We start from the raw sequence: 25,748 nt of genomic DNA, 5'->3' as shown, positions 1-25,748 counted from the left end.
TCTCCGAAGGGGGCTCAGGCGGCCTGCAGTGTGGGCGCCGGAAGGTTGCGGGAATGTGTGGAGTCCGGGGCGCCCAAGGGCGGCGCGCCGAACCAGTGCAGGGTGCCGGCGAGCGCCGCGACTTCGCCCAAAATCAGCAGGGCGGGTGACCGTACGTGGTGGGAACGCGCGATCTCGGGCAGATCGGCCAGCGTGCCGGCCACCACGCGCTGGTCGCGGCGGGAGCCGTTCTCGACCAGCGCGAACGGTGTGGAAGCCGCACGCCCGTGGGCGACGAGCCGGTCGCGCAGTCCTTCCAGCCCGGCCACGCCCATGTAGACGGCCAGCGTCTGCCGCTCCAGCGCGAGCGCCGGCCAGTCGAGCGTGTCGAACGATGCCTTGCAGTGCGCCGTCACCAGCTTGACCGACTGCGCATGGTCCCGATGGGTCAACGGAATGCCGGCGTAGGCCGCGCACGCCACCGCGGCGGTGATGCCGGGCACCACTTCGTAGGGAATGCCGTGCGCGCGCAGGTATTCCAGCTCTTCGCCGCCGCGGCCGAAGACAAACGGGTCGCCGCCCTTCAGCCGCACGACGCGCCTTCCCGCCCGCGCGTGCTCCAGCATCAGGGCGTGGATATCGTCCTGCCGGGTGCTGTGGCCGGTGGCCGACTTGCCGACTTCGATATAGGTCGCGTCGCGGCGGCCGAGGCGCAGCACGTCTTCGCTGACCAGGCGGTCGTGCAGGATCACGTCCGCTTCGTTCATCGCGCGCAGCGCATTGAGCGTCAGCAGGCCTGCATCGCCGGGGCCGGCACCCACCACGGCGACCGAGCCGCCGGGCGCGGACGGAGCATGCTCGTCGAGCATCGCCTGGAAATGGTGTTCGGCCTGCGCGTGCAGGTGTTGGCGGAACAGGCGCGGCAACGGCCCCGCCAGCAGTCTTTCGAAGAAGCGGCGCCGTTCGGCCGGCTGCGGGAAACGCTGGCGGATGCGCTGGCGCTGGCGCGTGAACAGCTCGGCCAATGACGCCCACGAGCCATCGAGCAGTGTTTCCAGCTGGCRGCGCAGGTGCCGCGCCAGCATCGGCGCACCACCGCCACTGGAAATCGCAAGCTGCAAGGGACCGCGTTCAACGATGGCGGGCACGTGGAACGTGGACAGTTCGCCGTCGTCCACGACATTGGCAAATACGTGGCGGGCTTCGGCGGTGGTGGCGACCGCACGGTTGACCGCACCGTCGTCGGTGGCGGCGACCACCAGCCAGGCGCCCGCCAGCCACTGCGCGTCGAAACGGCCTTCCACCCATTCGATACGGCCTGCCTCGTGCCAAGCGTGCAGGCGCGGGGTCAGGTCGGGCGCACCGACGCGGGGACGGGCACCAGCGTGCAGCAGGGCCTCGGTCTTCCGCTCCGCCACCGTACCGCCCCCCACGACCAGCACATGGCGGCCCTGCAGGTCGGCAAACAGCGGAAACAGTGGAGCGCTCACGGGCGTTGGCGGAAGTCGGCTGGGCTGCTGACCGTACTGCCCGCTCATGGCGGTCGGAAATGACATCCCACCAACACCATATGCCTTGCAGTTATAAGCAGTGGCGGCTACGGTCCCGGCAAATCCTCTACAGTCCAAGGCCCCTTCCGGTGGGCCCCCACGCCCCACGCCGATGACGCTGACCCAACTCCGCTACCTGGTGGCGATCGCCGATGCCGACCTCAACATCACGCTGGCGGCGGCGCGCGTGCATGCCACCCAGCCCGGCCTGTCCAAGCAGTTGAAACAACTGGAGGACGAGCTGGGCTTCCTGCTGTTCGTCCGCAAGGGGCGCAGCCTGGAAAGCGTGACCCCGGCCGGCCAGGAAGTGATCGACCGCGCGCGCCTGGTGCTGGCCGAGGCCAACAACATCCGGACCTACGCCGCCAACCAGCGCCGTGAAAGCCAAGGGCAGCTGGTGCTGGTGACCACGCATACACAGGCGCGTTTCGTGTTGCCGCCGGCCATCGCGCAGATCAAGCGGGATTTCCCGCAGGTCAGCGTGCACCTGCAGCAGGCGCCGGAAAGCCAGGCGCTGGACCTGCTGACGCAGGGCGACGCCGACATGGCCGTGGTCAGTACGGCGGGCGACGCGCCGCAGGCGGGCATCGCCGTGCCGCTTTACCGCTGGCGTCGCCTGGTGCTGGTGCCGCGCGGGCATGCGCTGGAGCAACTCGGTCGCGTGCCCGGCATGGCCGACCTGGCCGACCAGCCGCTGATCAGCTACGAGTCGTCGACGCGGCCCGGATCGTCGTTGCAGCGCGCATTCGCCAAGGTGGGACTGGAACCCGACATCGCCCTGACCGCGCTGGACGCCGACCTCATCAAGACCTACGTGCGGGCCGGGCTCGGCGTCGGCCTGCTGGCGGAGATGGCGGTGAACGCGGCCGACACCGACCTGCGCRCCTGGCCCGCACCGGTGGAAGTGAAGGAGTGCATCGCGTGGGCCGTGCTGCCGCGCGAGCGCGTGCTGCGCGATTACGCGCTGGACCTGGTGCGGGCGCTGGCGCCGCAGATCGATCGCCGCGACTTGCGCCGGGTGATCGACGGCAACCAGGATCCGGACTGGCCGGAACCGCCGACCTGGCAGTCGCTGACGCAGACGATCACCAGCTGAGGCCGGTCCAGGCCGCGTGATTGACGCGGCATGCCGGCGCGGGCGAGTCTGCGCGTCGTCGCCCCTCTCCTGCGTCCGATGAACCGAATTTCCCGGATGGTTGCTCGCATGTACGCCCCCGCCGTGGTGCTGGCGGTGGGCGGCTTCGCCACGGCCGAAGTGGTGACGCGCAGCGGGCGCGCACTCGGCGACATCACGCCGCAGCGGCTGGCCTCGCTTTCGTTCCTGCTGGCGATCCTGCTGGGGACGGCCTGGGCGCTCCACTCCAGCTGGCGCCTTTACCGGTGGACGCTGGGCCATGAGCTGCGCTGCGCGTGCGGCGGCATGATGTCGCGGGTGCGCTACAACCGGCATCGGCAGAAGTACCGCAAATGCCTGGCCTGCGGCAGCAAGAGCCTCGAGGGTGCGCATTGCGGCAGCGCATGAGGTGGCGGTTCGACCGCACGGCGGCATCGTGGGCGGTGGGCCTGTTCGTGCTGCTCGTGTTGCTGGCGACCGCCGGCGCGGGACTGGGATGGTTGCGCAGCTTCGCTGGCGACGTGCTCGCCGTCGTCTGGGTGCATTGCGTGCTCGCCTGCGTCGTATGGCTGCGTCCACCGGTGCGTCCGCTGATTGCGCTCTCCGTCGGGCTGGCCGTCGAAGCGGGGCAGTATGTCAGCCAGCAAGCGGGCTGGCAGGTGACGTCGCCGGTGCTGCGCATCGTGCTCGGCAGCACGCCGGACTGGCTGGACGTGGTCGCCTACGTCATCGGCTTCGGGCTTGCCTGCGTGTTGGAACGTCGTTCCATGGTCAACCCCGTACGCTGAGCGGCGTCAGCCTCCGCACGCCGGATCGGCATCGGCGTTCTTCGAGACGCATTGCCTGAAATCCTGGGGCAGGCCGCGAATCTCATGCGCCTTGCCGGGCGCCAGCGCGAAGTCCTCCAGCGTGCTGCGTTCGCAGGCCCCGGGGTCCTCGCCCGGCGCGGGCGTCGGGCACGTCTCCGTGTAGACGAGGTAGTGGCACTGGCCGCTTTCGCTGGCGAAGCATTCGAACGTCGCTACGCCTTCCTTCAGCGTGGTCTTGCTGAAAAGCGTATCGACACCGTTCGCGCTGCTGTGGTGGATGGTGGTGACGCTGGGCTTTTCATCGCATCCTGCCAAAGCCAGCAGGCAGGACACCAGGGACGTGATGATGCGCATGGCGTTTCCTCGGATGTTTCGATGGGCAAAGGCATGCCCTCCACGACGCATGCTGCGTCGTGCCGGCGTTGCCACGTTGGATGCCGCGGAGGGCGGGCGGGTTTAAAGCGGTGCTACATGTTGCGGAACAGGGTCATGAAGGGCTGGCTGACCGTCAGCACTTCCGGACGCGTCTTCAGTTTCAATCGGCCGCGGCCGGTTTCGTCGCGACTGACCGACGCGACCGCCTTCATGTTGACGATGGTGGAGCGGTGGATCTGCTTGAACGTGGTGGTATCCAGCGAATCGAGCAGTTCGCGCAGCGGCGTGCGCAGCAGCGATTCGCCGTCGGCCGTCATCACCGTGGTGTATTTGTTGTCTGCCTGGAAGTAGGCCACGTCGTCGACCATGATCAGCCTGGTGTCCTTGCCTGCGCTGGCGGTGATCCACACCAGCGGCGGCTTGGATGAAACGACCTGGCGTGCCGACAGGTGGCGCAGAAGCGCGTCCAGCGTGGCGCCATCCGGATGCCCCGCCGCTGCACGCGCCTGGATGCGCTGCACGGTGGCCAGCAAGCGCTCGCGCGTGATCGGCTTCAGCAGGTAGTCGATGGCGCCCTGTTCGAACGCGTCGATCGCGTACTGATCGTACGCCGTGACGAACACGACCTGCGTGCGCGGGCTCGCATCGGCCAGGCCGCGTGCGACTTCGATGCCGGTCAGGCCGGGCATGCGGATATCGAGGAAGGCCACGTCCGGCTGCAGCTCGGCGATCGATTCCAGCGCGCTGGCGCCGTCTTCGCATTCGGCCACGATCTCCAGCTGCGGCCAGGCCTCCTTCAACAGCGAGGACAGCGCGGTGCGCAGCAGCTCCTCGTCTTCGGCGATCACGCCCCGGAAATTCATGCGGCACCTGCCTTGCCGTCCAGCGGCAGCGTCAGCGTGGCGGCGACGCCACTGGGGAAGTTGGACACGATGGCGAACGAGGCATCGTTGCCGAAGGTCAGGCGCAGGCGTTCGCGCAGGTTCTTCAGGCCAATGCCGGTGCCGGCGCTCTGGCCGCCGAAGCCCTGGCCATCGTCGGCGACGGTGAGCGTGGCATGGTCGTCATGCCGGCGCGCGAGGATCCAGATGGTGCCGCCGCCGGTCTTGGGCTCCAGGCCATGCTTGATTGCGTTCTCGACCAGCGTCTGCAGCATCATCGATGGCATGGGCACGGACTTCAGTGCGTCGGGTACCTCGACCTGCATCGACAGGCGGCTGCCCATGCGGATCTTCAGGATCTCGAGGTAGGCCAGCGTCCGCTCCAGTTCCTCGCCCAGCGTCGACAGTGCATCGTCGGTGCGCGGCAGCGAACTGCGCAGGTACTGGATCAGGTGGCCAAGCATGATGTCGGCGCGTGGCGGATCGGTGCGGGTCAGCACCTGCGCGCTGGCCAGCGTGTTGTAGAGGAAGTGCGGTTCGACCTGCGCATTGAGCAGGTTCAGGCGCGCCACGGTCAGTTCCTTCTCGCTGACGGTCTTCACGACATCGGCCTGCTCCTGCCGGCGCTGGTCGGCGACGCGGCGGGTGATCGCGCGCGTGACGGCCTCGACGTTCTCGACGTTGACGCCGTCGTCGAGTACGAACAGGTCGAGCCATGCGCTCGCATCCGGACCCACCATCAGGGTGATGCTGCTGGTGCCGTTGCCGGGCGTGACCGTGGCCTGCACCAGGTCGCGCTTCACCGCGAAGCGCGCCATGATGTTGAAGCGCGAGGGCTGGCTCGGGCCGTCGAAACTGTCCGCGCGGCGCACCTTGACCCGCACCTGCAGGCTGTCGGGCGCGCTTTCGGCGTCTTCGGCGCGGGGCAGTTCGCGCAGTGCGCCTTCGATCAGGGCGAAGGTGGCGGCGGTGTCCAGCGGCACTTCGATCTGTCGACGCTGTCGGCTCGCCAGGGTGGTGCTGTCCAGTCGCCCGGTGATCAGCCAGATGCGGCGCAAGTGGCTGATCAGGCCGATCAGCACCGACAGCATCACCAGCGTCGAGGCGAGATTGAAGAGCCACTCCGCCGCTCCCGACAGCACCGTCCGCTCGAAGATGCCGTTCCAGATGAAGCCCGCCATGAGCACGGCGCCGAACCAGGCGATGAGGATGCGGACGATCAGGAGCAGGCTGGGGAACACGTCGGACACCACGGCGTTGGGAGTGCCGTGGAGGATAACGGGGTCATCCGCAGAGGGAAGGGGGGCCGCGACAGACCMGGCGATCCGGCGATGAAACCGGGCTGGCCCGGCGCGAAAGCGTCAGGCCACCGGCGTCGCCATCAGACCTCGACGTGGATGCCGCACTCGCGCTTCAGGCCGTTGAAGCGGGTGTCTTCCTCGCGCATGCCGGGTTCCCAGCGGCGCGTGGTGTGGAAGTCGCCGATCGAGACGTAGCCCTGTTCCCACAGCGGGTGGTAGGGCAGGTCATGCTGCTTCATGTACTGCCAGACATCGCGGTCGGTCCAGTCGACGATGGGGTTGATCTTCCAGCGGGCCTCGCGCTGCTGCAGCGACGGCGCGTTCGCACGGCTGGTCGACTGCGTGCGGCGCAGGCCGGTGAACCAGGTGCCCACGCCCAGATCCTTCAGCGCGCGCTTCATCGGTTCCACCTTGCGCAGGCTGTTGTACTGCTCGATGCCTACCAGGCCCTGTTCCCACAGGCGGYCATGGCGGGCTTCCATCCAGGCGCGGCTGACCAACGGACGGAAGACCTGCAGGTTGAGTTTCAGGCGCTCGACCAGTTCGTCGGCGAAGCGGTAGGTCTCAGGGAACAGGTAGCCAGTGTCGATCAGGATCACCGGCACGTCCGGCTTCTGCTGCGACACCATGTGCAGCAGCACCGCGGCCTGCGCACCGAAGCTCGAGGACATCGCCGCTTCCGCCGGGCCGTGCTTGAGTGCCCAGGCGACGCGCTGTTCGGCCGTCTGCGTTTCCAGCCAGGCGTTGTGCTCGGCGATCTGGTCGGTGTCCAGGGAAAGGGCGGGGGCGCTCATGCGTGCAGTTCCAGTGCGATCTGTCGGTGGGTGGGGTACGACGGCAGGGCGACCACGCCGCTGCGGTGGAGGAAGTCGCCGAAGCCTTCGCCGTCGGCGCGTTCGCCGGCGTAGCGCGCGAACAGGTCGTCGAGGGTGTCGAGGATCGCGGCTTCGTCGATGTTTTCGCGGTAGAGCGTGTTGAGGCGCTGGCCGCGCGCGTCGCCGCCGAGCATCAGGTTGTAGCGGCCCGGCGCCTTGCCGACGAGGGCGATCTCGGCGAGGTAGGGACGCGAGCAGCCGTTCGGGCACCCGGAGATGCGCAGCAGGATCGGCGCATCGCGCAGGCCGTGCTTTTCCAGCAGCGRCTGCAGGCGGTTGGTGAAGTCGGGCAGGTAGCGTTCGGCTTCGGCCATCGCCAGGCCGCAGGTCGGGAGCGCCACGCAAGCCACCGCTGCGCGCTGCAGCGCCGTGCCCAGGCGTTCGCCAGCGTCCAGCCCATGCGCCCTCACGAGCGCATCGACGCGTTCGCGTTCGCCCGCCGGCACGCCGGCGATCACCAGGTTCTGGTTCGCCGTCATGCGGAACTCGCCCCGATGCACGTTGGCGATCTCGCGCAGGCCGGTCAGGTGGGTCGCATGCGCGGTGTCGGCGATGCGGCCGGCGAACAGGTGCAGGGTCAGGTGCCAGCGCCCGTCCTCGCCTTCCACCCAGCCGTAGCGGTCGCCGTTGTGGTCGAAGCGGAAGGCGCGTACGGGCTGCAGGGCCACGCCACTGCGGCGTTCGATCTCGCCGACCACCTTGTCCAGGCCATGGTCGTCGATGGTGTACTTGAAGCGCGCGCGCTTGCGCAGCTCGCGGTTGCCGAGGTCGCGCTGGGTGGTGACGACGGCCGTGGCGACATCGAGCAACTGGTCGGGCGTGATGAAGCCGACCACGTTGCCGACGCGCGGATAGGTCTCCGCATCGCCATGGGTCGCGCCCATGCCGCCGCCGATCACCAGGTTGAAACCGGCCAGCACGCCGTCCTCGAGGACGGCAATGAAGCCGAGATCGTTGGCGAACACGTCCACATCGTTGACGGGCGGCACCGCGAAGCCGATCTTGAACTTGCGCGGCAGGTAGGTGGCGCCGTAGATGGGCTCCTCTTCCTCGCCGCTGCCGGCCACGCGTTCCTCGTCCAGCCAGATCTCGTAATAAGCGCGCGTGTTCGGCAGCAGATGTTCCGACAGCTTCGCTGCCCAGGCCTGCACCTCGGCATGCGCACGCGATTCCAGCGGATTGGCCGCGACAAGCACGTTGCGGTTGACGTCGCCGCAGGCGGCCAGCGTGTCGATCAGCGCGGCGTTGATGGCCTGCATCGTGGCTTTCAGTTCGCGCTTGATGACGCCGTGGAACTGGAACGCCTGCCGCGTGGTGATGCGCAGCGAGTGGTTGGCGTATTGCGTGGCGATCGCGTCCAGCTTCAGCCACTGCTCCGGCGTGACCACGCCGCCTGGCGTGCGCGTGCGGATCATGAACTGGTAGGCCGGCTCCAGCTTCTGCCGGCGCCGCTCGTCGCGCAGGTCGCGGTCGTCCTGCTGGTAGCTGCCGTGGTACTTGATCAGGGTCTGGTCCGATTCGCGCAGCGCGCCGGTGACCGGGTCGGCCAGGCTGTCGAGCAGGCTGCCGCGGAGCCRGTGACTCTCGGATTTGATGTCTTCGACGGAATGGGTGCTCATGGGTGCTCTTGGCTGTGGGAGCGACGTAAGTCGCGATGGCTGTGCTCGGGACCCTGGGGTCGCGACTTACGTCGCTCCCACATCGGTATCAGAGTTAGTACACATCGCGGCTATAGCGTCCCTCCGTCTGCAGCTGCATCAGGTACTCGCGCGCCGAATCCTCGTCCAGCCCGCCGTGCTCGGCCACGATGGCCTGCAGCGCGGCATGCACGTCCTTGCCCATGCCGATGGCGCCGCAGACGTACAGGTGCGCGCCGTTCTGCAGCCAGGCGTAAACCTCGCGGCCGCGCTCGCGCAGGCGGTCCTGCACGTAGATCTTACGCGCCTGGTCGCGCGAGAACGCCAGGTCCAGGCGGTGCAGTTCGCCGCTGCGCAGCGCGTCTTGCCACTCGCTCTGGTAGAAGAAGCCGTGGTTGAAGTGCGGGGCGCCGAAGAACAGCCAGTTGCGGCCGCGCGCGCCGGTCTCCGCACGCTCCTGCACGAAGCCGCGGAACGGCGCCACGCCGCTGCCCGGACCGATCATCAGGATGTCGCGGCTGCCGTCGGCCGGCACGCGGAAGCGCTCGTTGGCCTCGATGTACACCGGGACCTGGTCGCCTTCGTCCAGCGCCGCCAGGAAACCGCTGGCCGCGCCACCATGCGCGTGGCCGAAGGCTTCGTAGCCCAGCACGTCGACGGTCAAGTGCGCTTCCTCGCCGACGCGCTTGCGGCTGGAGGCGATCGAGTACAGGCGCGGCGCGAGCGGGCGGAGCGCGGCGACCAGCTCCTGCGCGCTCCAGCCGGCCGGCCAGCGGCGCAGCACGTCGATCAGCTGGTGCGTGTTGGACAGTTGCGCCAGCGCGGCGTTCTGCGCGGGTGCGAGCAGCGCATTGAGCTCGTGCGCCTGCGCATGCGCCGCATGCGTGGCCAGGAACGAGCGCGACAGCCGGGTCAGTTCGCGGCGCGCGGCCAGCCACTCGCGGAGCGGCAGGGTGTCGCTGCCTTCGCTGACGGCGGCGCTGCCGTCCAGGTGCAGCGCATCGAGCACCGCATCGACGAGCGCGGGCGTATTGCGATGGCGAATGCCCAGCGCATCGCCGGGCTCGTACTGCAGGCCGCTGCCGTCCAGCGACAGTTCGATATGGCGCACGTCCTTGTCGGCAACGCCGTGCTGGCCGAAGCGCGGTCCCTTGAAATCACGGCCGCTGATGCGCTGGTTGAGCAGCAGCTCGGCCGGGAACGGGTGCTCGTGCGACCACGCGGCGGCGTGACCCGGGCGCAGCGGGGTGACGGTCGCCAACGGGGTCGTGGCCGTTGCCGGTGCCTTCAGCAGGTCGCGGGCGTGGGCCAGGGCCTGCTCGCGCCATGGCGTGGCGACGGTGTCGATGTCGAGGTCGGCCAGGCCCGCGGCGAACAGCCGGCTGCCGCCGAGTTCGGCTAGGCGCGCATCCAGCCGCGACGCGATGCCGCAGAAGTCGGCATAGCTGGAATCGCCCAGGCCGAGCACGGCGTACTTCAGTTCCGGCAGCTTGGGCGCTCGCTTGCCGCGCAGGAATTCGACCAGGCCGATGCTGTCGTCCGGCGGGTCGCCTTCGCCCTGCGTGCTGATGACGACATAGAGAAGGCGCTCGCTGGCCAGTTCGCGCTGCGGGTAAGCGTCGGCGCGCAGCAGGCGGACCGACAGTCCGGCGGCTTCGGCCTGTTGGGACAACGCCTCGGCGGCACGGCGGGCGTTGCCGGTCTGACTGCCATACACGATGGTCAGGCGCTGCGCGGCCTGCGCACCGGTGGCCGGGGCGATCGCTTTCGGCAACGTGGTCGGCGAGGCCGGCGGCGCCAGTTGGRCCTGCGCYAATCCAGCGGTATAGCCGGAGATCCACCACAGGCTCGCGCCATCCAGGCCGGCTACCGCCTGGGCCAGCAGCGCCCGCCGCTCCTCCGCGAGGGGGATGGGGGCGAGGACTGGCTGGGTGGCGGACATCGGCGTGGCCCACGGGCGCGACTGGGACGGTCGATGTTAGGAACCCGTTCCCCCGGGCAGAAAGGACGCCTGGTTATGGGCTTATGTCCCCCGCTTATTTCGACGGCATGAGCCCGCGGCCGAATACTGGCGGCCCTCCCGGCGATCACGCGAAGCCCTGCTAGGCTAGCGCGTCCGGATTCCAGCCCTGCCGCACCCCTCGATGACCGCCGTACACCACCTGTCCCACCTCGACCGCCTGGAAGCGGAAAGCATCCACATCCTCAGGGAGGTCGCCGCCGAGTTCCGCAATCCGGTGCTGCTGTATTCGGTGGGCAAGGACAGCTCGGTGCTGCTGCACCTGCTGCTGAAGGCGTTCGCCCCGGCCCGGCCGCCGATCCCGCTGCTGCACGTGGACACGCGCTGGAAGTTCCGCGAGATGATCGCCTTCCGCGACCTGCGCGCCGCCGAGACCGGCGTGGACCTGCGCGTGCACATCAATCCGGATGGCATCGCCCGCGACATCGGCCCGATCACCCACGGCGCCACCGTCCACACCGACGTGATGAAGACCCAGGGCCTGAAACAGGCGCTGGACCACTACCGCTTCGACGCGGCCATCGGCGGTGCGCGCCGCGACGAGGAGAAGTCGCGCGCCAAGGAACGCGTGTTCTCGTYCCGCAACGACAAGCACCGCTGGGACCCGAAGAACCAGCGACCGGAGCTGTGGAACCTCTACAACGCCCGCATCAACACCGGCGAGAGCGTGCGCGTGTTCCCGCTTTCGAACTGGACCGAGCTGGACATCTGGCTCTACATCTATCGCGAGAACATCCCGGTGGTCCCGCTGTACTTCGCCGCCGAGCGACCGGTCGTCGAACGCGACGGCGCGCTGCTGATGGTCGACGACGACCGCCTGCCGCTGCGAGAAGGCGAAGTGCCGCAGCAGCGGCGGGTGCGCTTCCGCACCCTGGGCTGCTATCCGCTGACCGGCGCGATCGAGTCCGAGGCTGACTCGCTGGAGAAGATCATCGCCGAGATGCTCGTCACCACCAGCTCCGAGCGCCAGGGCCGGGTGATCGACCACGATCCGGGCGCGTCGATGGAGAAGAAGAAGCTGGAGGGTTATTTCTGATGAATGCCCCTACCGACATCGCCGGCTACCTCAAGCAGCACGAGTCCAAGCCGCTGCTGCGCTTCATCACCTGCGGCAGCGTGGACGACGGCAAGAGCACCCTGATCGGCCGCCTGCTGTACGACAGCAAGCGGCTGTTCGACGACCAATTGGCCGCACTGGAGAAGGACAGCCGCAAGCACGGCACCCAGGGCGAGCGCATCGACTACGCGCTGCTGCTGGACGGCCTGGCCGCCGAGCGCGAGCAGGGCATCACCATCGACGTGGCCTACCGCTACTTCGACACCGACCAGCGCAAGTTCATCGTCGCCGACTGCCCGGGCCACGAGCAGTACACCCGCAACATGGCCACCGGCGCGTCCGCCGCGGACCTGGCCGTGGTGCTGGCGGATGCGCGAAAGGGTCTGCTGACCCAGACCCACCGGCACAGCTACATCGTCTCGCTGCTCGGCATCCGCCACGTGGTGCTGGCGGTGAACAAGATGGACCTGGTGGGCTTCGACGAAGCCGTGTTCGCGCGCATCGCCGCGGACTACCGCGCGCTGGCGCAGCGCCTGGGCATCGCGGAGGTCACCTGCATCCCACTGTCGGCGCTGGAAGGCGACAACCTGTCGTCGCGTTCGGCGCGCACGCCCTGGTACGCCGGTCCCGCACTGCTGGAGCACCTGGAGCAGGTGCAGGTGGAGGCGCAGGAAAACGGCGACGGCCTGCGCCTGCCGGTGCAGTGGGWCAATCGCCCGCACCAGAATTTCCGCGGCTATGCCGGCACGATCGCCGCGGGGCAGGTGAAGCCCGGTGACGAGGTGGTCGTTCTGCCATCGTCGCGCCGTACGCGCGTTGCCCAGGTGCTGGATGCCAACGGCGAGGTCGCGTCGGCATCGGCCGGGCAGGCCGTCACGCTGACCCTGGCCGACGAGATCGACATCAGCCGCGGCGATGTGATCGCCGCCGCCGGCGACCCGCCCGAAGTGGCGGATCAGTTCGCCGCCCACCTGCTGTGGATGTCGGATGCGCCGCTGCTGCCGGGCCGGCCCTACCTGCTGAAGATCGGTGCGCGCACCGTGTCGGCCACGGTCACCGAGATCAAGCACCGCATCGACGTGAACACCCAGGAGCACCTGGCCGCGAAGCGGCTGGAGCTCAACGAGGTGGGCTACTGCAACCTCAGCCTCGACGAACCGATCGCCTTCGAGGCCTACGCGCGCAACCGCGCACTCGGCGGCTTCATCCTGATCGACCGCTACGACAACGCGACGGCCGGTGCCGGCACGCTGGACTTCGCACTGCGCCGCGCCGGCAACGTGCACTGGCAGCACGTCGACGTGGACAAGGCCGCGCGTGCGCGCCAGAAGGGCCAGGCGCCGAAGGTGCTCTGGTTCACCGGCCTGTCCGGCGCGGGCAAGTCGACCATCGCCAACCTGGTGGACAAGCGTCTGCATGCGCTGGGTTACCACAGCTTCCTGCTGGACGGCGACAACGTGCGCCACGGCCTGAACCGCGACCTCGGCTTCACCGACGAGGACCGCGTGGAGAACATCCGTCGCGTGTCGGAGGTGGCGAAGCTGATGACCGACGCCGGGCTGATCGTGCTGGTCAGCTTCATTTCGCCGTTCCGCGCGGAACGGCGCATGGCGCGCGAGCGGTTCGACGAGGGGGAGTTCGTCGAGGTGTTCGTCGATGTGCCGCTGGCGCTGGCGGAAGCGCGCGATGTGAAGGGTCTGTACAGGAAGGCGCGTGCCGGCCTGATTCCCAACTTCACCGGCATCGATTCCCCGTACGAAGCGCCCGAACGCCCCGACATACATCTGCATGCAGGCGAGCACGACCCCGAGGCGCTCGCGTTGCAGGTGCTGGCGACGCTGGGTCTGGAGTAGCCCGGCCGTCGGCCCTCCGTGGCCGGCAAGGGTCATTGGTCATGGTCGGGTGTGTGCACCGCCCGCCCTTCGGCGCGTTTCCCGCACCGACTACCGCATCTGTCGCGCCTCGCGTCACGTAGGGCCGGTAGACTTGCGTAGATAACGATGATTACGGGAAGTTCCATGCTCAACCGATCCGCTCCCCGCGCCCTGCTGGTCGCGCTGCCCCTGCTGCTGCTTGCCGCGTGCGGTGGTGGCGAGGACGGACAGGCGAAGGCCAAGGGCAATGCGGGCGAGCGTCCGATCCCGGTCACCACCCAGGTCGTGCAATCGGGCGCCTGGAGCGACACCCTGCAGGCACTCGGCACGGCGAAAGCGCGCGAATCCGTCACCCTGACCGCGAAGGTCAGCGAGATCGTGCAGGACGTGCATTTCGAGAGCGGCCAGCAGGTCAAGGCCGGGCAGACGCTGGTCACGCTGAAGGGCGACGCGGCACAGGCCGCGCTGGTGCAGTCCGAGGCGACCTTCGCCGAAGCGGACCGCCTGTATCGCCGGCAGAAGGAGCTGGCCGACCAGCAACTGATCGCGCGCTCGCAACTCGATACCCAGCTGGCCCTGCGCGATGCCGCCGCCGCCCGCGTGCGCCAGGCGCGTGCCGACATCAGCGACCGCAGCGTGCGCGCACCGTTTGCCGGCGTCCTCGGTATCCGCCAGGTCAGCCCCGGTTCGCTGATCACGGCCAACAGCACCATCGCCACGCTCGACGACCTCTCGCGCATGTACGTCGACTTCCAGTTGCCGGAAGCCGCGCTGGCCTCGGTCGAACCGGGTAATGCAGTGACGGCGACGGCCACGGCGTACCCCGGCGTGTCGTTCGAAGGCCAGGTCGAGACCGTCGACGCGCGCATCGATCCGGCCACCCGCGCCGTCACCGTTCGCGCGGTCTTCGCCAATGAGGACCGCAGGCTGCGTCCCGGCATGCTGCTCGACGTGCGCCTGTTCCGTCCCGAGCGGCAGGCGCTGGTGATTCCCGAGATCGCGGTGGTGCAGGTGGGACGCGACTCGTTCGTCTACCGCGTCAAGGCGGATGGCAGCGTCGAACAGGCACYGATCACCGCCGGCGTGCGCCGCGACGGTCGCGTCGAGATCCTGAAAGGCGTCGCCGCGGGTGACCGCATCGTCATCGACGGCACCGGCAAGCTGCGCCCCGGCGTGAAAGTGGCCGATGCCGCGCCGGCCGCGCCGCCGAAGCAGGACGCGCCCGCCGCCGACGGCAAGGGCTGAGCGCCATGAAGCTCTCCGATCTGTCGATCAAGCGCCCCGTCTTCGCAGTGGTGGTCAGCCTGCTGCTGGTCGTGCTGGGCGTGATGTCGTTCCTGCGCCTGACCCTGCGCGAACTGCCCAACATCGATCCGCCGATCGTGTCGGTGGAAGTGAACTACCCGGGTGCGTCGGCCGCTGTGGTCGAGACGCGCATCACCCAGATCCTCGAGGACGGCCTGTCCGGCATCGAGGGCATCAAGACCATCCAGTCGAGCAGCCGCAACGGCCGTGCCGACGTCACCATCGAGTTCAACCTCAGCCGCGACATCGAAGCCGCCGCCAACGACGTGCGAGACCGCGTCAGCCGGGTGATGAACCGCCTGCCGGAGGAGGCCGATCCGCCGCAGATCTCCAAGGTGGAAGCCGACGCCGACGTCATCATCTGGTTGAACATGCGTTCCACCGTGATGGACACGATGGAGCTGACCGACTACGCCGACCGCTACGTGCTGGACCGCCTGTCCGCGCTCGATGGCGTGGCCCGCGTGCAACTGGGCGGCGGCCAGCGCTATGCGATGCGCATCTGGCTCGATAGCGAAGCGATGGCCGCGCGTGGCGTCACCACCGGTGACGTGGAAACCGCGCTGCGTGCGCAGAACGTCGAACTGCCGGCCGGCCGCATCGAATCGCAGGCGCGCGACTTCACCCTGCGCGTCGAGCGCGGCTACCAGCGCCCCGAACAGTTCGCGCAGCTGCCGCTGCGCAAAGGCGCGGACGGTTATGTCGTCCGGCTCGGTGATGTGGCGAAGGTCGAGCTGGGCGCGGAGGAGCGCCGATCCTACCTGCGCAGCAATGCGGTGCCGAACGTCGGCCTGGGCATCGTGCGCACGTCCACCGCCAACGCGCTGGACGTGGCCCGCGCGGCCCGTGCCGAAGCCGAGGTGATCCAGCAGACGCTGCCGGAAGGCACGGAAATCTTCATCGCCTTCGACAGCACCACCTTCATCGAAGCGTCCATCGAACGCGTGTACTGGACGCTGGGCGAAGCGATGGTGCTGGTGTTCCTGGTCATCTGGCTGTTCCTCGGCAGCCTGCGCGCGGCGTTGATTCCGGCGGTGACGGTGCCGGTCTGCCTGGTGTCCGCCTTCATCGCGCTGTATGCGTTCGGTTTCTCGATCAATCTGCTGACCCTGCTCGCGCTGGTGCTCTGCATCGGCCTGGTGGTGGACGACGCCATCGTGGTGCTGGAGAACGTGCAGCGGCGCGCCGACCTGGGCGAGCCTGCGCTGGTCGCCGCACGCCGCGGCACGGCGCAGGTGGCGTTCGCGGTCATCGCGACCACCGCGGTGCTGGTGGCCGTGTTCCTGCCGGTGGGCTTCATGGAGGGCAACACCGGCCGCCTGTTCCGTGAGCTGTCGGTGGCGTTGGCGGCGGCGGTGGCGATTTCCGCTTTCGTCGCGCTGACGCTCACGCCGATGATGTCGTCCAAGCTGGTTCGGCCCCACACCGAGCCGCGCGGCCTGAATGCGTGGACCAACCGCACGCTCACCCGCGTCAGCAATGGCTACGGTCGCCACGTGGAGCGGCTTGTCGCGATGAGCGGCAAGCGCATCCTCGGCCTGGTGCTGCTGGCGATGGCGCTGTGCGGCGTGGCGGTGGTGGTGCTGGGCCTGCGCGTGCCCAGCGAGCTCGCGCCGGCAGAAGACCGCGGCCGCTTCTTCGTGATGGTGGATGGGCCGGAAGGCGCCGGCTTCGACTACATGGTCAACCAGATGCAGCAGGTCGAACGCATCGTGATGGGGCAGGTCGGCGGCGACAAGCCGATCGAGCGGGCCAACTCGCGCGTGCCGCGCGGATTCGGCGGCAGCGAGGACATGCATACCGGCCAGGTCATCGTCTTCCTGCAGGACTGGCACGAGCGCGAGGCGACGACGGACGATGTCGTCAACGGCCTGCGCGCGGAACTTTCGAAGCTGCCGGGCGTGCAGGCGCGCGCGAACGTCGCCGGTGGCCTCGTCGGCAGTCGCGGCCAGCGCTACCAGCTGGTGCTGGGCGGCCCGGACTACGCCGAACTGGCGCAGTGGCGCGACCGCATCCTGCAGCGGATGGAATCCAACCCTGGCATCCAGGATCCGGATTCTGACTACAAGGAAACGCGCCCGCAGATGCGCGTGAACATCGACCGCGACCGCGCCGCCGATCTGGGCGTGCCGGTGCAGGAGATCGGCCGCACGCTGGAAACGATGATGGGTTCGCGCCAGGTGACCACGTACGTGGACAACGGCGAGGAATACGACGTCATGCTGCAGGCCGGTCGGGAGAACCGCGCCAACACCGAGGATCTGGCCAATACCTACGTGCGCGGCACCGATGGCGCACTGGTTCCCCTGTCGAACCTGGTGACGCTCAGCGAGATCGCCGAGCCGGGCACGTTCAACCGCTTCAACCGCCTGCGCGCGATCACCATCAGCGCCGGGCTCGCGCCGGGCTACACGATGGGAGAAGCGCTGGAGTGGACACGGCAGGCGGTGGCGGAGGAGCTGCCGGACTACGCACAGATCGACTGGAAGGGTGAATCGCGCGAGTACCAGGAGGCCGGCGGCGCCATCCTGCTGACGTTCACGCTAGCGCTGCTGATCGTCTACCTGGTGCTGGCGGCGCAGTTCGAGAGCTTCATCCACCCGCTGATCATCATGCTGACCGTGCCGCTGGCGGTGCTGGGCGCGCTGATCGGCCTGTGGGTCACCGGCGGCACGCTGAACCTCTTCAGCCAGATCGGCATCGTCATGCTGATCGGCCTGGCGGCGAAGAACGGCATCCTGATCGTGGAATTCGCCAACCAGCTGCGCGACGACGGCGCCAGCGTGGCGCAGGCCATCGCCGACTCCGCACGCGTGCGCCTGCGTCCGATCCTCATGACGTCCGTCGCCACCGTCATGGGCGCGGTGCCGCTGGTACTGGCAGGCGGGCCGGGCTCGGCCAGCCGCGCCACCATCGGCGTGGTGGTCATCTTCGGCGTGACGTTCTCGACGCTGCTCTCGCTGTACGTGGTGCCGGCGTTCTACGCGCTGCTGGCGCCGTTCACGCGTTCGCCCGAAGCGGTGGCGCACGAGCTGAGCAAACTGGAAGCCGAGACACCCTCCGTCGGCGGCCATGGCTGACACCGGCGCGCGCCCGCATGCGGACGTACGCATCGCGGGCGACGGCTTCCTGCTGCGTGCATGGCGGCAGGACGATCTCGAAGCCCTGCTGCGCAACGCCGACGATCCTCAGGTGCCGCGTGGCCTGAGCGAGCGTTTCCCTCACCCATATACGCGCGCCGATGGCGAGGCGTTCCTGGCCGGCCATGTGGTGGACTTCCGGCATCCGGTATTCGCGATCGAGATCGATGGCGGAGCCAGCGGAGGCATCGCCGTGCGCCCGCACGCGGGCGAGCGGGGCCACGCCGCGGAACTGGGCTACTGGCTCGGGCGCGCGCACTGGGGCCGGGGTCACATGACGCGCGTGGTGGCCACCTATCTGGGCTGGGTGGTGCCTGCGCTGTCGCTGCGCCGCATCGAGGCCAACGTGCTGGACACCAACCCGGCTTCCGCGCGGGTGCTGGTGAAGAACGGCTTCGTCGAGGAAGGCTGTCGGCGGGCCGCGATCCGGAAGGCGGACGGACTGCACGACCTGAGGCTGTTCGGGCGGGTCTGGCCCGGCTGAAACGCCGGCGGGGACTGCGCAGCGGCGCGTGTTGCGGTTATCTTGCAGGTACCCGGCGGCGCCCTGCGCCGCCTTCCCGTATCCCAGCGCACGCACGAACGACGGAGACGCATCCCCGTGGAAGCCTTTTTCAACTGGTTGAACGGCATCATCTGGAGCAACGCGCTGATCGCGCTGTGCCTGGGTGCCGGCCTGTGGTTCACCCTCCGCACCCGCGTGATGCAGGTCCGCGGCTTCGCCGAGATGTGCCGCCTGACCGTCACCGGGCAGAAATCCGATGCGGGCGTATCTTCGTTCCAKGCCCTGGCCATTTCGATGGCCGGCCGCATGGGCATCGGCAACATCGCCGGCGTCGCCACCGCGATCGCCTACGGCGGCCCCGGTGCGGTGTTCTGGATGTGGGTGATGGGCTTCCTGGGCGCGTCCACGTCGTACATCGAATGCACGCTGGCGCAGATCTACAAGGAAAAGGATGGCGAGGGGCGCTATCGCGGCGGTCCGGCCTACTACATCGAGAAGGCGATGGGCCTGAAGTGGTACGCCGTCACCTTCGCCGTGGCGACCGTCATCGCCACCGGCTTCCTGCTGCCGGGCGTGCAGGCCAATGCCATCGCCGACAGTGCCAGCAACGTGCTGTGCAGCGCCGGTGGCTGCGACGCCGTCGGTGGTGCGGGTGCGCTGAAGCTGTGGCTGGGCGTGGGCGTGGCGGCGGTGCTGGCGCTGATCATCTTCGGCGGCATCAAGCGCATCGCCACGTTCGCCGAAGTCGTCGTGCCGTTCATGGCGCTGGCGTTCATCCTGATGGCGGTCATCGTCATGATCGCCAACGCCGGCAAGGTGCCGGCGATGTTCGCCGACATCTTCTCCAGCGCGTTCGGCGCGCATGCGGCGTTCGGCGCGATCATCGGCCAGGCGATCGCCTGGGGCGTGAAGCGCGGCATCTACGCGAACGAAGCCGGCCAGGGCACCGGCCCGCACGCCGCCGCGGCCGCCGAGGTCTCGCACCCGGCCAAGCAGGGCTACGTGCAGGCCTTCGCGATCTACTTCGACACCATGCTGGTGTGCACCTCGACGGCGTTCCTGCTGCTGTCGACGGGCATGTACAACACGTTCAAGACCGTCACCGAGAACGGCAAGGACACGCTGGTCGAGATCTTCTCCGGCGTTCCGGGCCTGCAACCCTCGGAAGGTGCGCAGTTCACCCAGGCCGCGGTGGAATCGGTGCTGCCGGGCTGGGGTGCGGGGTTCGTGGCGCTGGCGCTGTTCTTCTTCGCCTTCACCACGATCATGGCCTATTACTACATGGCCGAGACCAACCTGACCTACCTGGCCGGCACCAAGAAGACCCATCCGCTGGCAACCTTGCTGCTGCGCGTGGGCATCGTGGGCATGGTGATCTTCGGTGCGTACCACAACGCCGCGATGGCCTGGACGCTGGGCGACATCGGCGTCGGCCTGATGGCGTGGTTGAACGTCATCGCGATCCTGATCCTGCAGAAGCCGGCGCTGATCGCGCTGCGCGACTACGAGCGGCAGAAGAAGCTGGGCGTTGACCCGACGTTCGATCCGGATGCGCTGGGCATCCGCAACGCCGACTTCTGGAAGACGAAGGCCTGACGTGAGTAATCCCTGGAACAGCCGGCCGCCACGGCCACCGGGCAATCCGCCCGATCGGCGGCGGCCGCCGCAAGCGCCCTCGCCGCGCGAAGAGCGCCCCGCGGGCAGCGCGCGCGACGAACTCCGCCTGTACGGTCTCAATGCGGTGCAGGCGGTCTTCGCGCGGCGCGCGGACGCGATCCGCAAGGTCTACCTGACCGAGTCGCGTATCCAGGCCCTGAAGCCGTTGCTGGCGTGGTGCGTGAAGCAGCGGGTCGGCTACCGCGTGGTGGAAGAGGGCGATCTCGACCGGCTCGCGGCCAGTACGCACCACGAAGGCATCGTGGCCGACGTGCGCAAGGTCGAGCCGCTGCCGATGTCCGACTGGCTGCGCGCATTGCCCGAAGGCAAGCCCGTCGCCGCGTTGTGGCTCGATGGCGTGGGCAACCCGCACAACTTCGGCGCGATCCTGCGCTCGGCCGCGCACTTCGGCGTGGCCGGCATCCTGCTACCGCGTGATTCGACGCTGGCGATCTCCGGCGCGGCGGCGCGCGTGGCCGAAGGCGGTGCCGAGCAGGTGCCGCTGGTGCGCATGGGACAGCCGGACAACGCCGCCGCCCAGCTGCGCAATGCAGGTTTCTCGCTGGCCGCCACCGTCGTGCGCGGTGGCGACGACCTGTTCGCCGCCAAGCTGCCGCAGCGCCTCGTCTACGTGATGGGTGCGGAGGGCGAAGGCATGGATGCACGCCTCGCCGATGCCTGCGATACGCGACTGTCGATCCCCGGCAGCGGCGCCGTCGAGAGCCTCAACGTGGCCGCCGCGACGGCGGTGTTCCTGGCGCAGTGGGCGCAGCGCGCCCGCTGAGCCTCACTCGGTAGCCGCGGTCTCTTTGAGCTGGCTGCCGAAGTCGCCCTCGGCGTCCGCCGCCAGGTAGGCGAACACCGTGTAAGCCGCCACGTTCTGCGCCAGCGCGGCCGGGTCGATCTTGTCGAGCGTGTCGTCTGCGTTGTGGTGCAGATCGAAATAGTCGCTGCCGTCCTGCGCCAGCCACGCCCACGCCATGCCCTTTGCCGCGAACGGGCTGATGTCCGGGCCCGCGCTGCCCTTGCCGGGCGCGTACTCGATGCCCAGCGGCGCCAGCGCCTGCGCGATCTGCTCGGTGGCCTTGCGCGCGTGGTCCGGCGCGCCGGTGTTGAACGCATAGATGCGACCGGCGCCGAAATCGCTCTCCGCACCGATCTGGTGGCGCGTGATGTCGCCCAGGTGCTTCTCCGCATACGCCTTGCCGCCGTACAGGCCCTGCTCCTCGTTGGCGAAGGCGATCACGCGGATGGTGCGCTTCGGCGCCTGCTTCAGCTGGCCGATCAGGTGGCCGGCGGCCATCGTGATGGCGATGCCGGCGCCGTCGTCGATCGCGCCGGTGCCGAGGTCCCATGAATCCAGGTGGCCGCCGATCACCACGACCTCCTTCGGCAGGCTGCGCCCCGTGATCTCGCCGATCACGTTGTGCGAGGTGTACTCACCGTCCCAGCCGCAATCCAGCGCGAGCGATACGCGCACCGGACCGCGCTGCAGCAGGCGCGCCAACTGGTCGGCATCCGGGATGGTCAGCGATGCCGACGGTACCGGCGTCAGGCCTTCGTCGAACCGGGTGATGCCGGTATGCGCGACGCGATGGTTGTCCGTGCCGGCCGAGCGCATCAGGAACGCGATCGCGCCCTTGCGGATCGCGGCCGACGGGCCCTTCGAGCGGATCGCGCCGCCGTTGCGATAGTCGCTGCCATCGCGCGCGGAGGTCATCTGGTAATCGACGAAGGCGATCTTCCCGGCCAGGGATCCCGCGGGCGCCGCTTCCAGTGCAGCCAGGTCGGCGAAGCGGACGATCTCCGCCTCCACGCTGCCCTTCGGACTGCCGCCGAGTGCGGTGACCGTCAGCGGTTGCGCGTGTCCACCGAGTACGGCGGCCCGCTCGCTGCGACGCACCCACTTCGGAAACGTCACCGGTTCGATCCACACCTTGTCGAAGCCGAGCGCCTTGAACTTCGCCTGTGCCCACGCCACGGCTTTCGCATCGGCCTCGCTGCCGGCCAGGCGCGGGCCCACCTCCGTCGTCAGCGATTCGACGACGTTCCAACCGGTGCGGTCGGCGAGCGCCTGTTCGCGCAGCTGCGCCGCGGTGGCGAGTGCGGCGTCGGGGATGCGGGTTTCGCGCGACGCGGCGAAAGCGGGAGCGGTGACGGCCAGGGCGAGCAGCAGCGGAGCAAGGCGCATGGAAAGTCCCGGAAAAACGAAGGCCACGAGCTTAGCAGCCCGTGGCCCCGTGTTTCCGTCGACGGCGTTGCCGATCGGGAACGCCGCGTTCGTTATTTCTTCAGCGCGTCGCGGATCTCGCGCAGCAGCAGCACGTCCTCGGGTGGCGCTGCGGGCGCGGCCTCGGGCTTGCGGTGCAGGCGGTTGACCGCCTTGACCAGCAGGAAGATCGCGAACGCGACGATGACGAACTGGATGACCGTGTTGAGGAACTCGCCGATGCCGACCACGATCGCGGGCACTTCCTTGCCCGCGGCGTCGACGGTGGCTTCCTTCAGCGTCCACGCCCACTTCGAGAAGTCGACGCCACCGATCAGGTAGCCGATGGGCGGCATGATGATCTTGTCGACCAGGGTGGTGACGATCTTGCCGAAGGCCGCGCCGATCACCACGCCGACGGCCAGGTCGACCACGTTGCCGCGCGCGATGAATTCCTTGAACTCGCTGATCATGCCCATTGCGTCATCTCCTGGAACGGCGCCGACTCGCCACTGCGATGGACTATAACCCCGGGCGTCGACGGTGCAAGGCAGGATCAGCCGGCGATGCGCCCGCGCAGTTCCACCACGCCATCGAGCGAGGCCACGAAGGTGTCGCCGGGCACCAGTGCGGCTACGCCTGCCGGCGTGCCCATGAAGACCAGGTCGCCGGCCTTCAGTGCATAGAGCTTCGACAGCTCGTGCAGGATGTCGGGCACGTCCCAGATCAGGTCGTGCAGTGCGCCGTGCTGCCGGACATCGCCGTTCACGCGCAGGGTCAACGTGCGGCTATCGAGCGCGCCGACCTCGGCGGCGGCGACCAGGTCGCTGATCGGTGCCGAATGATCGAAGCCCTTGCCGGTGTCCCACGGCAGGCCCTTGGCCTTGGCGGCGCCCTGCAGGTCGCGGCGGGTCAGGTCCAGGCCGACGCTGTAGGCGATGACCAGGTCTTGCGCCGCTTCGCGCGACAGCGTGCCCGCGGGTGCGTCGGCGCCCAGCGCGGCGACCAGTTCGACCTCATGGTGCAGGTCGTTCGTGCCCGGCGGGTAGGGTACGTCCCCGTTGCCGGTGACGATGGCGTCCGCCGGCTTGTGGAAGAACACCGGCGTGCCGCGTTCGGCCTTCGAAGCGGGCGCGGCCGCGCCCATTTCACGCGCATGGTCGGCGAAGTTGCGGCCGACGCAGAAGATGCGCCGGACAGGGAACGTGCCGCCGCCGCGTACGGGGACGCGTGGCACGGGCGGAGCGGGAACGAGGTCGGTCATGGCGGCCGGGCAGCAGGTGGAACGGCCGCAAAGTGTAGGCGGGAACCGGGTTCCCGCGGTGGGATCAACGCGACAGCGGGAGCACCGGCTTGCGCACCACGTGGTATTCCGCGTCCACCACGCGCGCATCGCGGGCCTGCGGCTTGCCGCGCTGGCGAACCAGCTTGTAGACCAGGCCGGCCGCGATCATGGCCGCTCCGACGAACACGCTGAAGAACACCAGCACGCCCAGCAGCGCCACGCCCACTAGGCCCAGTCCCACCCGCAGGAGCGGATGGCGCGGCTTGCGCGGCGCGAAGATGTGGCGGAAGGAATTGAACTGGAAATGGCGTGCGTACATGGCGGTGCGTCGTGACAGAATGCGGCGGGAGCCGGTGCACGCAGTATCGGATGACGGTTAGATGACCGTGTGAGGACTTCGTTAAGTGCCATGCGACTAAGTGCACTGAATGACATCGCCGACGGGGCTTTCGCCGAGGTTGAGGCCACGATCGGCGACGATGCCGAGTCGTTGATCCTCTATCGGTCGGGCGGAGAGGTGCGCGCCTGGCTGAATGTCTGTCCCCACGCGGGCCGGCGCCTCGATTGGGCGCCCGGGCAGTTCCTCAAGAGCAAGGACGGTCATCTGGTCTGTGCGGCCCACGGTGCGTCGTTCGAGCTCGTGGCCGGTGCCTGTGTCGCAGGGCCATGCCGGGGCGACACGCTGCACGCCGTCGCGGTGCAGGTGCGCGATGGCGAGGTATGGCTCGCCTGAGAGCGCGGGTCTTCAGGCGACGCCCTGCTGGATCACGCAGTGCCACCCCGTGCGGTAGGTTTCGTACCCGGGGGAGGCCGCCTGCGCCAGACAGCAGGCGCGCCCCTCGATGACCAGATCGGTCGCAGCCCGGGCCTGTGCGAACAGGGTCGCCCGCCCTGGGAAGTCCAGCCGCGGCGACGCGGCATCTCCGCGCGCGGAGTCGGCCAGCACATGGCCTTGTCCGTCGACGATGCAGACGCGACTGCGGCGCCATTCGGCGTCCGACAACGGGGTGCGTTCCACGATGGTCTGCGCCAGCGCATCCCAGCGGAACACGATGCCCAGCACGCCCAGCGGTCTTCCCGCCACGCGGCCGCCTTCGCGCACGGTGCAGGCGTACACCAGTACGCGCTCTCCGCCGGCCAGGGGGCTGGCATGCATTGACTGGAAGCCGAATTGCTCTCCGCTGTGCGTGGCCATGGCGGACTGGAACCATGCCTGCTGTGCGGCCGACTGGCCTGTCGAGCGGTATTGGCGCGGCCGTCCGTTGGCGATGATGTTGCCCTGCAGGTCGGCGAGCACCAGGTCGAAGTAGACCGTGTACGAGTCCAGGATCTGCCCCAGCCGCTGGCTGGCATGGGCGAGCGCGGCCGGTTGCGGATCCTGCGCCGCCGCGACCACGGCCGCGTCGGTGGCCCACCAGCGCACGTCGCAGCTGCGTTCGTAGAGGTTGCGGTCGATCAGGTCGATGTTGGCCAGGGCGAGGTCGGTCAGGCGCGTGCGGCGCACGTCGGTCTGCAGCTGGTCCAGCCGCTCCCGCAGGTCATGGCTGGTGCGGACGGCCATGCGGTCGATGTCCTGCGCGGTGTCGCTGACCCGGCGCGCGAGGGTATCCATTTCTTCGGCGATCACGCCGAAGCTGCGGCCTGCCGTGCCGATGCGCACGGCTTCGATGCGGGCGTTCATCGAAATGATGCGGGTGATGCGGTTGATCTCGTCGATCTTCTGCAGCGATTGCCGCAGTTGCTTGAGCAGCGAGTCCGACAGTCCCGATACGGACTGGATGTGGTCGTCGATGCCGGCGTCGTCGGTGGGGTCGGTGGCGCGTGCGTTCATGGGTTTCCTTGCGTGGCGGGGTGGCCGTGCGTTCGCGCATGGCCGTCATTGAGGCGCTATCGGCGCGTCTCGCAGCCGCTTTAGCAGGCACCTTCGCGGTGCAGGTTTTCCCCTCGGTGGGGCGCGCTGCGCACGCGCGTTGGACGTTCGCACCTCGCTTCCCTAGAATCCGCCGACCACGGGAAGGGGAGCGGCATGGGCGACGCGAGCATCTGCATCAACTGCGGCCGAGCCGTCGCCGATCCCCAGCAGAAGTTCTGTCCCGCCTGCGGCCAACCCACGCCGGTGCATCGCATCGACTGGCATTTCCTCGGCCACGAGCTGGAGCACAGCGTGCTCCACATG

Annotated in this window: 23 protein-coding genes; 11 read left to right on the top strand and 12 right to left on the bottom strand. The window is 68.7% G+C overall.

The window, feature by feature from the left end; translation table 11 throughout:
• Positions 1-14: 14 nt before the first annotated feature.
• On the bottom strand, positions 15-1,469 hold the full coding sequence (cysG, locus tag AC04L7_RS00260) for a siroheme synthase CysG (protein WP_475512351.1): 1,455 nt from the start codon (positions 1,467-1,469) through the stop codon (positions 15-17).
• Between the two features lie 172 nt (positions 1,470-1,641).
• Between cysG and AC04L7_RS00255 the strand changes: the two genes are divergently transcribed.
• The 3 genes from AC04L7_RS00255 (at position 1,642) to AC04L7_RS00245 (ending at position 3,431) form a co-directional block, all read left to right on the top strand.
• On the top strand, positions 1,642-2,625 hold the full coding sequence (locus AC04L7_RS00255; protein WP_475512350.1) for a LysR family transcriptional regulator: 984 nt from the start codon (positions 1,642-1,644) through the stop codon (positions 2,623-2,625).
• Positions 2,626-2,733: 108 nt separating this feature from the next.
• Positions 2,734-3,051 (top strand): hypothetical protein, encoded by a 318-nt coding sequence (locus AC04L7_RS00250; protein ID WP_296278525.1) that lies wholly within the window; start codon positions 2,734-2,736, stop codon positions 3,049-3,051.
• A complete protein-coding gene (locus AC04L7_RS00245; protein WP_299346517.1) occupies positions 3,048-3,431 on the top strand; it encodes a ribosomal maturation YjgA family protein in 384 nt (127 codons plus the stop codon). Before AC04L7_RS00250 ends, AC04L7_RS00245 begins: the two co-directional genes overlap by 4 nt.
• A gap of 6 nt (positions 3,432-3,437) precedes the next feature.
• Here AC04L7_RS00245 and AC04L7_RS00240 read toward each other — a convergent pair whose 3' ends face one another.
• From AC04L7_RS00240 to AC04L7_RS00215, 6 genes are all read right to left on the bottom strand, one after another.
• Positions 3,438-3,806 carry a hypothetical protein gene (locus tag AC04L7_RS00240; protein WP_299346515.1) on the bottom strand — a complete coding sequence of 123 codons (369 nt, stop codon included), beginning with the start codon at positions 3,804-3,806 and terminating at the stop codon, positions 3,438-3,440.
• A 113-nt stretch (positions 3,807-3,919) separates the two neighbouring features.
• Positions 3,920-4,690 (bottom strand): LytR/AlgR family response regulator transcription factor, encoded by a 771-nt coding sequence (locus AC04L7_RS00235; RefSeq protein WP_296278522.1) that lies wholly within the window; start codon positions 4,688-4,690, stop codon positions 3,920-3,922.
• Positions 4,687-5,949: a sensor histidine kinase gene (locus AC04L7_RS00230; RefSeq protein WP_436001091.1), complete on the bottom strand. Its 1,263-nt coding sequence runs from the start codon at positions 5,947-5,949 to the stop codon at positions 4,687-4,689. Before AC04L7_RS00230 ends, AC04L7_RS00235 begins: the two co-directional genes overlap by 4 nt.
• Positions 5,950-6,089: 140 nt before the next feature.
• Positions 6,090-6,803, bottom strand: coding sequence for a phosphoadenylyl-sulfate reductase (locus AC04L7_RS00225; RefSeq protein ID WP_475512349.1), 714 nt, complete (start codon positions 6,801-6,803; stop codon positions 6,090-6,092).
• On the bottom strand, positions 6,800-8,503 hold the full coding sequence (gene cysI / locus AC04L7_RS00220) for an assimilatory sulfite reductase (NADPH) hemoprotein subunit (protein WP_475512348.1): 1,704 nt from the start codon (positions 8,501-8,503) through the stop codon (positions 6,800-6,802). The genes AC04L7_RS00225 and cysI overlap by 4 nt, the downstream gene beginning before the upstream one ends.
• A 94-nt stretch (positions 8,504-8,597) precedes the next feature.
• A complete protein-coding gene (locus AC04L7_RS00215; RefSeq protein WP_475512347.1) occupies positions 8,598-10,463 on the bottom strand; it encodes an assimilatory sulfite reductase (NADPH) flavoprotein subunit in 1,866 nt (621 codons plus the stop codon).
• A 202-nt stretch (positions 10,464-10,665) separates the two neighbouring features.
• Between AC04L7_RS00215 and cysD the strand changes: the two genes are divergently transcribed.
• The 7 genes from cysD to AC04L7_RS00180 all read left to right on the top strand — a co-directional run bounded on the left by cysD (position 10,666) and on the right by AC04L7_RS00180 (position 20,862).
• A complete protein-coding gene (gene cysD / locus AC04L7_RS00210; protein WP_475512346.1) occupies positions 10,666-11,577 on the top strand; it encodes a sulfate adenylyltransferase subunit CysD in 912 nt (303 codons plus the stop codon).
• On the top strand, positions 11,577-13,451 hold the full coding sequence (gene cysN, locus AC04L7_RS00205; RefSeq protein WP_475512345.1) for a sulfate adenylyltransferase subunit CysN: 1,875 nt from the start codon (positions 11,577-11,579) through the stop codon (positions 13,449-13,451). Before cysD ends, cysN begins: the two co-directional genes overlap by 1 nt.
• 165 nt (positions 13,452-13,616) lie before the next feature.
• On the top strand, positions 13,617-14,717 hold the full coding sequence (locus tag AC04L7_RS00200; RefSeq protein WP_475512344.1) for an efflux RND transporter periplasmic adaptor subunit: 1,101 nt from the start codon (positions 13,617-13,619) through the stop codon (positions 14,715-14,717).
• Positions 14,718-14,722: 5 nt separating this feature from the next.
• Positions 14,723-17,857, top strand: a complete 3,135-nt coding sequence (locus tag AC04L7_RS00195; protein WP_436000178.1) for an efflux RND transporter permease subunit — start codon at positions 14,723-14,725, stop codon at positions 17,855-17,857.
• Positions 17,850-18,401, top strand: a complete 552-nt coding sequence (locus AC04L7_RS00190) for a GNAT family N-acetyltransferase (protein WP_436000176.1) — start codon at positions 17,850-17,852, stop codon at positions 18,399-18,401. Before AC04L7_RS00195 ends, AC04L7_RS00190 begins: the two co-directional genes overlap by 8 nt.
• 117 nt (positions 18,402-18,518) lie before the next feature.
• A complete protein-coding gene (locus tag AC04L7_RS00185) occupies positions 18,519-20,018 on the top strand; it encodes an alanine/glycine:cation symporter family protein (RefSeq protein WP_475512343.1) in 1,500 nt (499 codons plus the stop codon).
• A 1-nt stretch (position 20,019) separates the two neighbouring features.
• Positions 20,020-20,862, top strand: a complete 843-nt coding sequence (locus AC04L7_RS00180; protein WP_299346489.1) for a TrmH family RNA methyltransferase — start codon at positions 20,020-20,022, stop codon at positions 20,860-20,862.
• Between the two features lie 3 nt (positions 20,863-20,865).
• Here AC04L7_RS00180 and AC04L7_RS00175 read toward each other — a convergent pair whose 3' ends face one another.
• The 4 genes from AC04L7_RS00175 to AC04L7_RS00160 all read right to left on the bottom strand — a co-directional run bounded on the left by AC04L7_RS00175 (position 20,866) and on the right by AC04L7_RS00160 (position 23,891).
• Positions 20,866-22,269 carry a M28 family peptidase gene (locus tag AC04L7_RS00175; RefSeq protein WP_299346486.1) on the bottom strand — a complete coding sequence of 468 codons (1,404 nt, stop codon included), beginning with the start codon at positions 22,267-22,269 and terminating at the stop codon, positions 20,866-20,868.
• 92 nt (positions 22,270-22,361) lie between these two features.
• Positions 22,362-22,766: a large-conductance mechanosensitive channel protein MscL gene (gene mscL / locus AC04L7_RS00170; RefSeq protein WP_296278511.1), complete on the bottom strand. Its 405-nt coding sequence runs from the start codon at positions 22,764-22,766 to the stop codon at positions 22,362-22,364.
• A 77-nt stretch (positions 22,767-22,843) separates the two neighbouring features.
• Positions 22,844-23,551 carry a fumarylacetoacetate hydrolase family protein gene (locus tag AC04L7_RS00165; protein WP_436000173.1) on the bottom strand — a complete coding sequence of 236 codons (708 nt, stop codon included), beginning with the start codon at positions 23,549-23,551 and terminating at the stop codon, positions 22,844-22,846.
• 64 nt (positions 23,552-23,615) lie between these two features.
• Positions 23,616-23,891, bottom strand: a complete 276-nt coding sequence (locus AC04L7_RS00160; RefSeq protein ID WP_296278509.1) for a hypothetical protein — start codon at positions 23,889-23,891, stop codon at positions 23,616-23,618.
• 90 nt (positions 23,892-23,981) lie between these two features.
• On the opposite strand from AC04L7_RS00160, the gene AC04L7_RS00155 reads away from it, so the two are divergent.
• Positions 23,982-24,305 (top strand): Rieske (2Fe-2S) protein, encoded by a 324-nt coding sequence (locus AC04L7_RS00155; RefSeq protein WP_436000170.1) that lies wholly within the window; start codon positions 23,982-23,984, stop codon positions 24,303-24,305.
• A gap of 12 nt (positions 24,306-24,317) precedes the next feature.
• On the opposite strand, the gene AC04L7_RS00150 is transcribed toward AC04L7_RS00155, so the two are convergent.
• The gene (locus AC04L7_RS00150) at positions 24,318-25,403 is read right to left on the bottom strand and encodes a methyl-accepting chemotaxis protein (protein ID WP_436000168.1); all 1,086 of its coding nucleotides are present in this window, start codon (positions 25,401-25,403) and stop codon (positions 24,318-24,320) included.
• Positions 25,404-25,748 lie beyond the last annotated feature (345 nt).

The organism is Pseudoxanthomonas sp. LjRoot204_2, from assembly GCF_056175765.1.
This window is presented reverse-complemented; position numbering and strand designations above follow the sequence as displayed.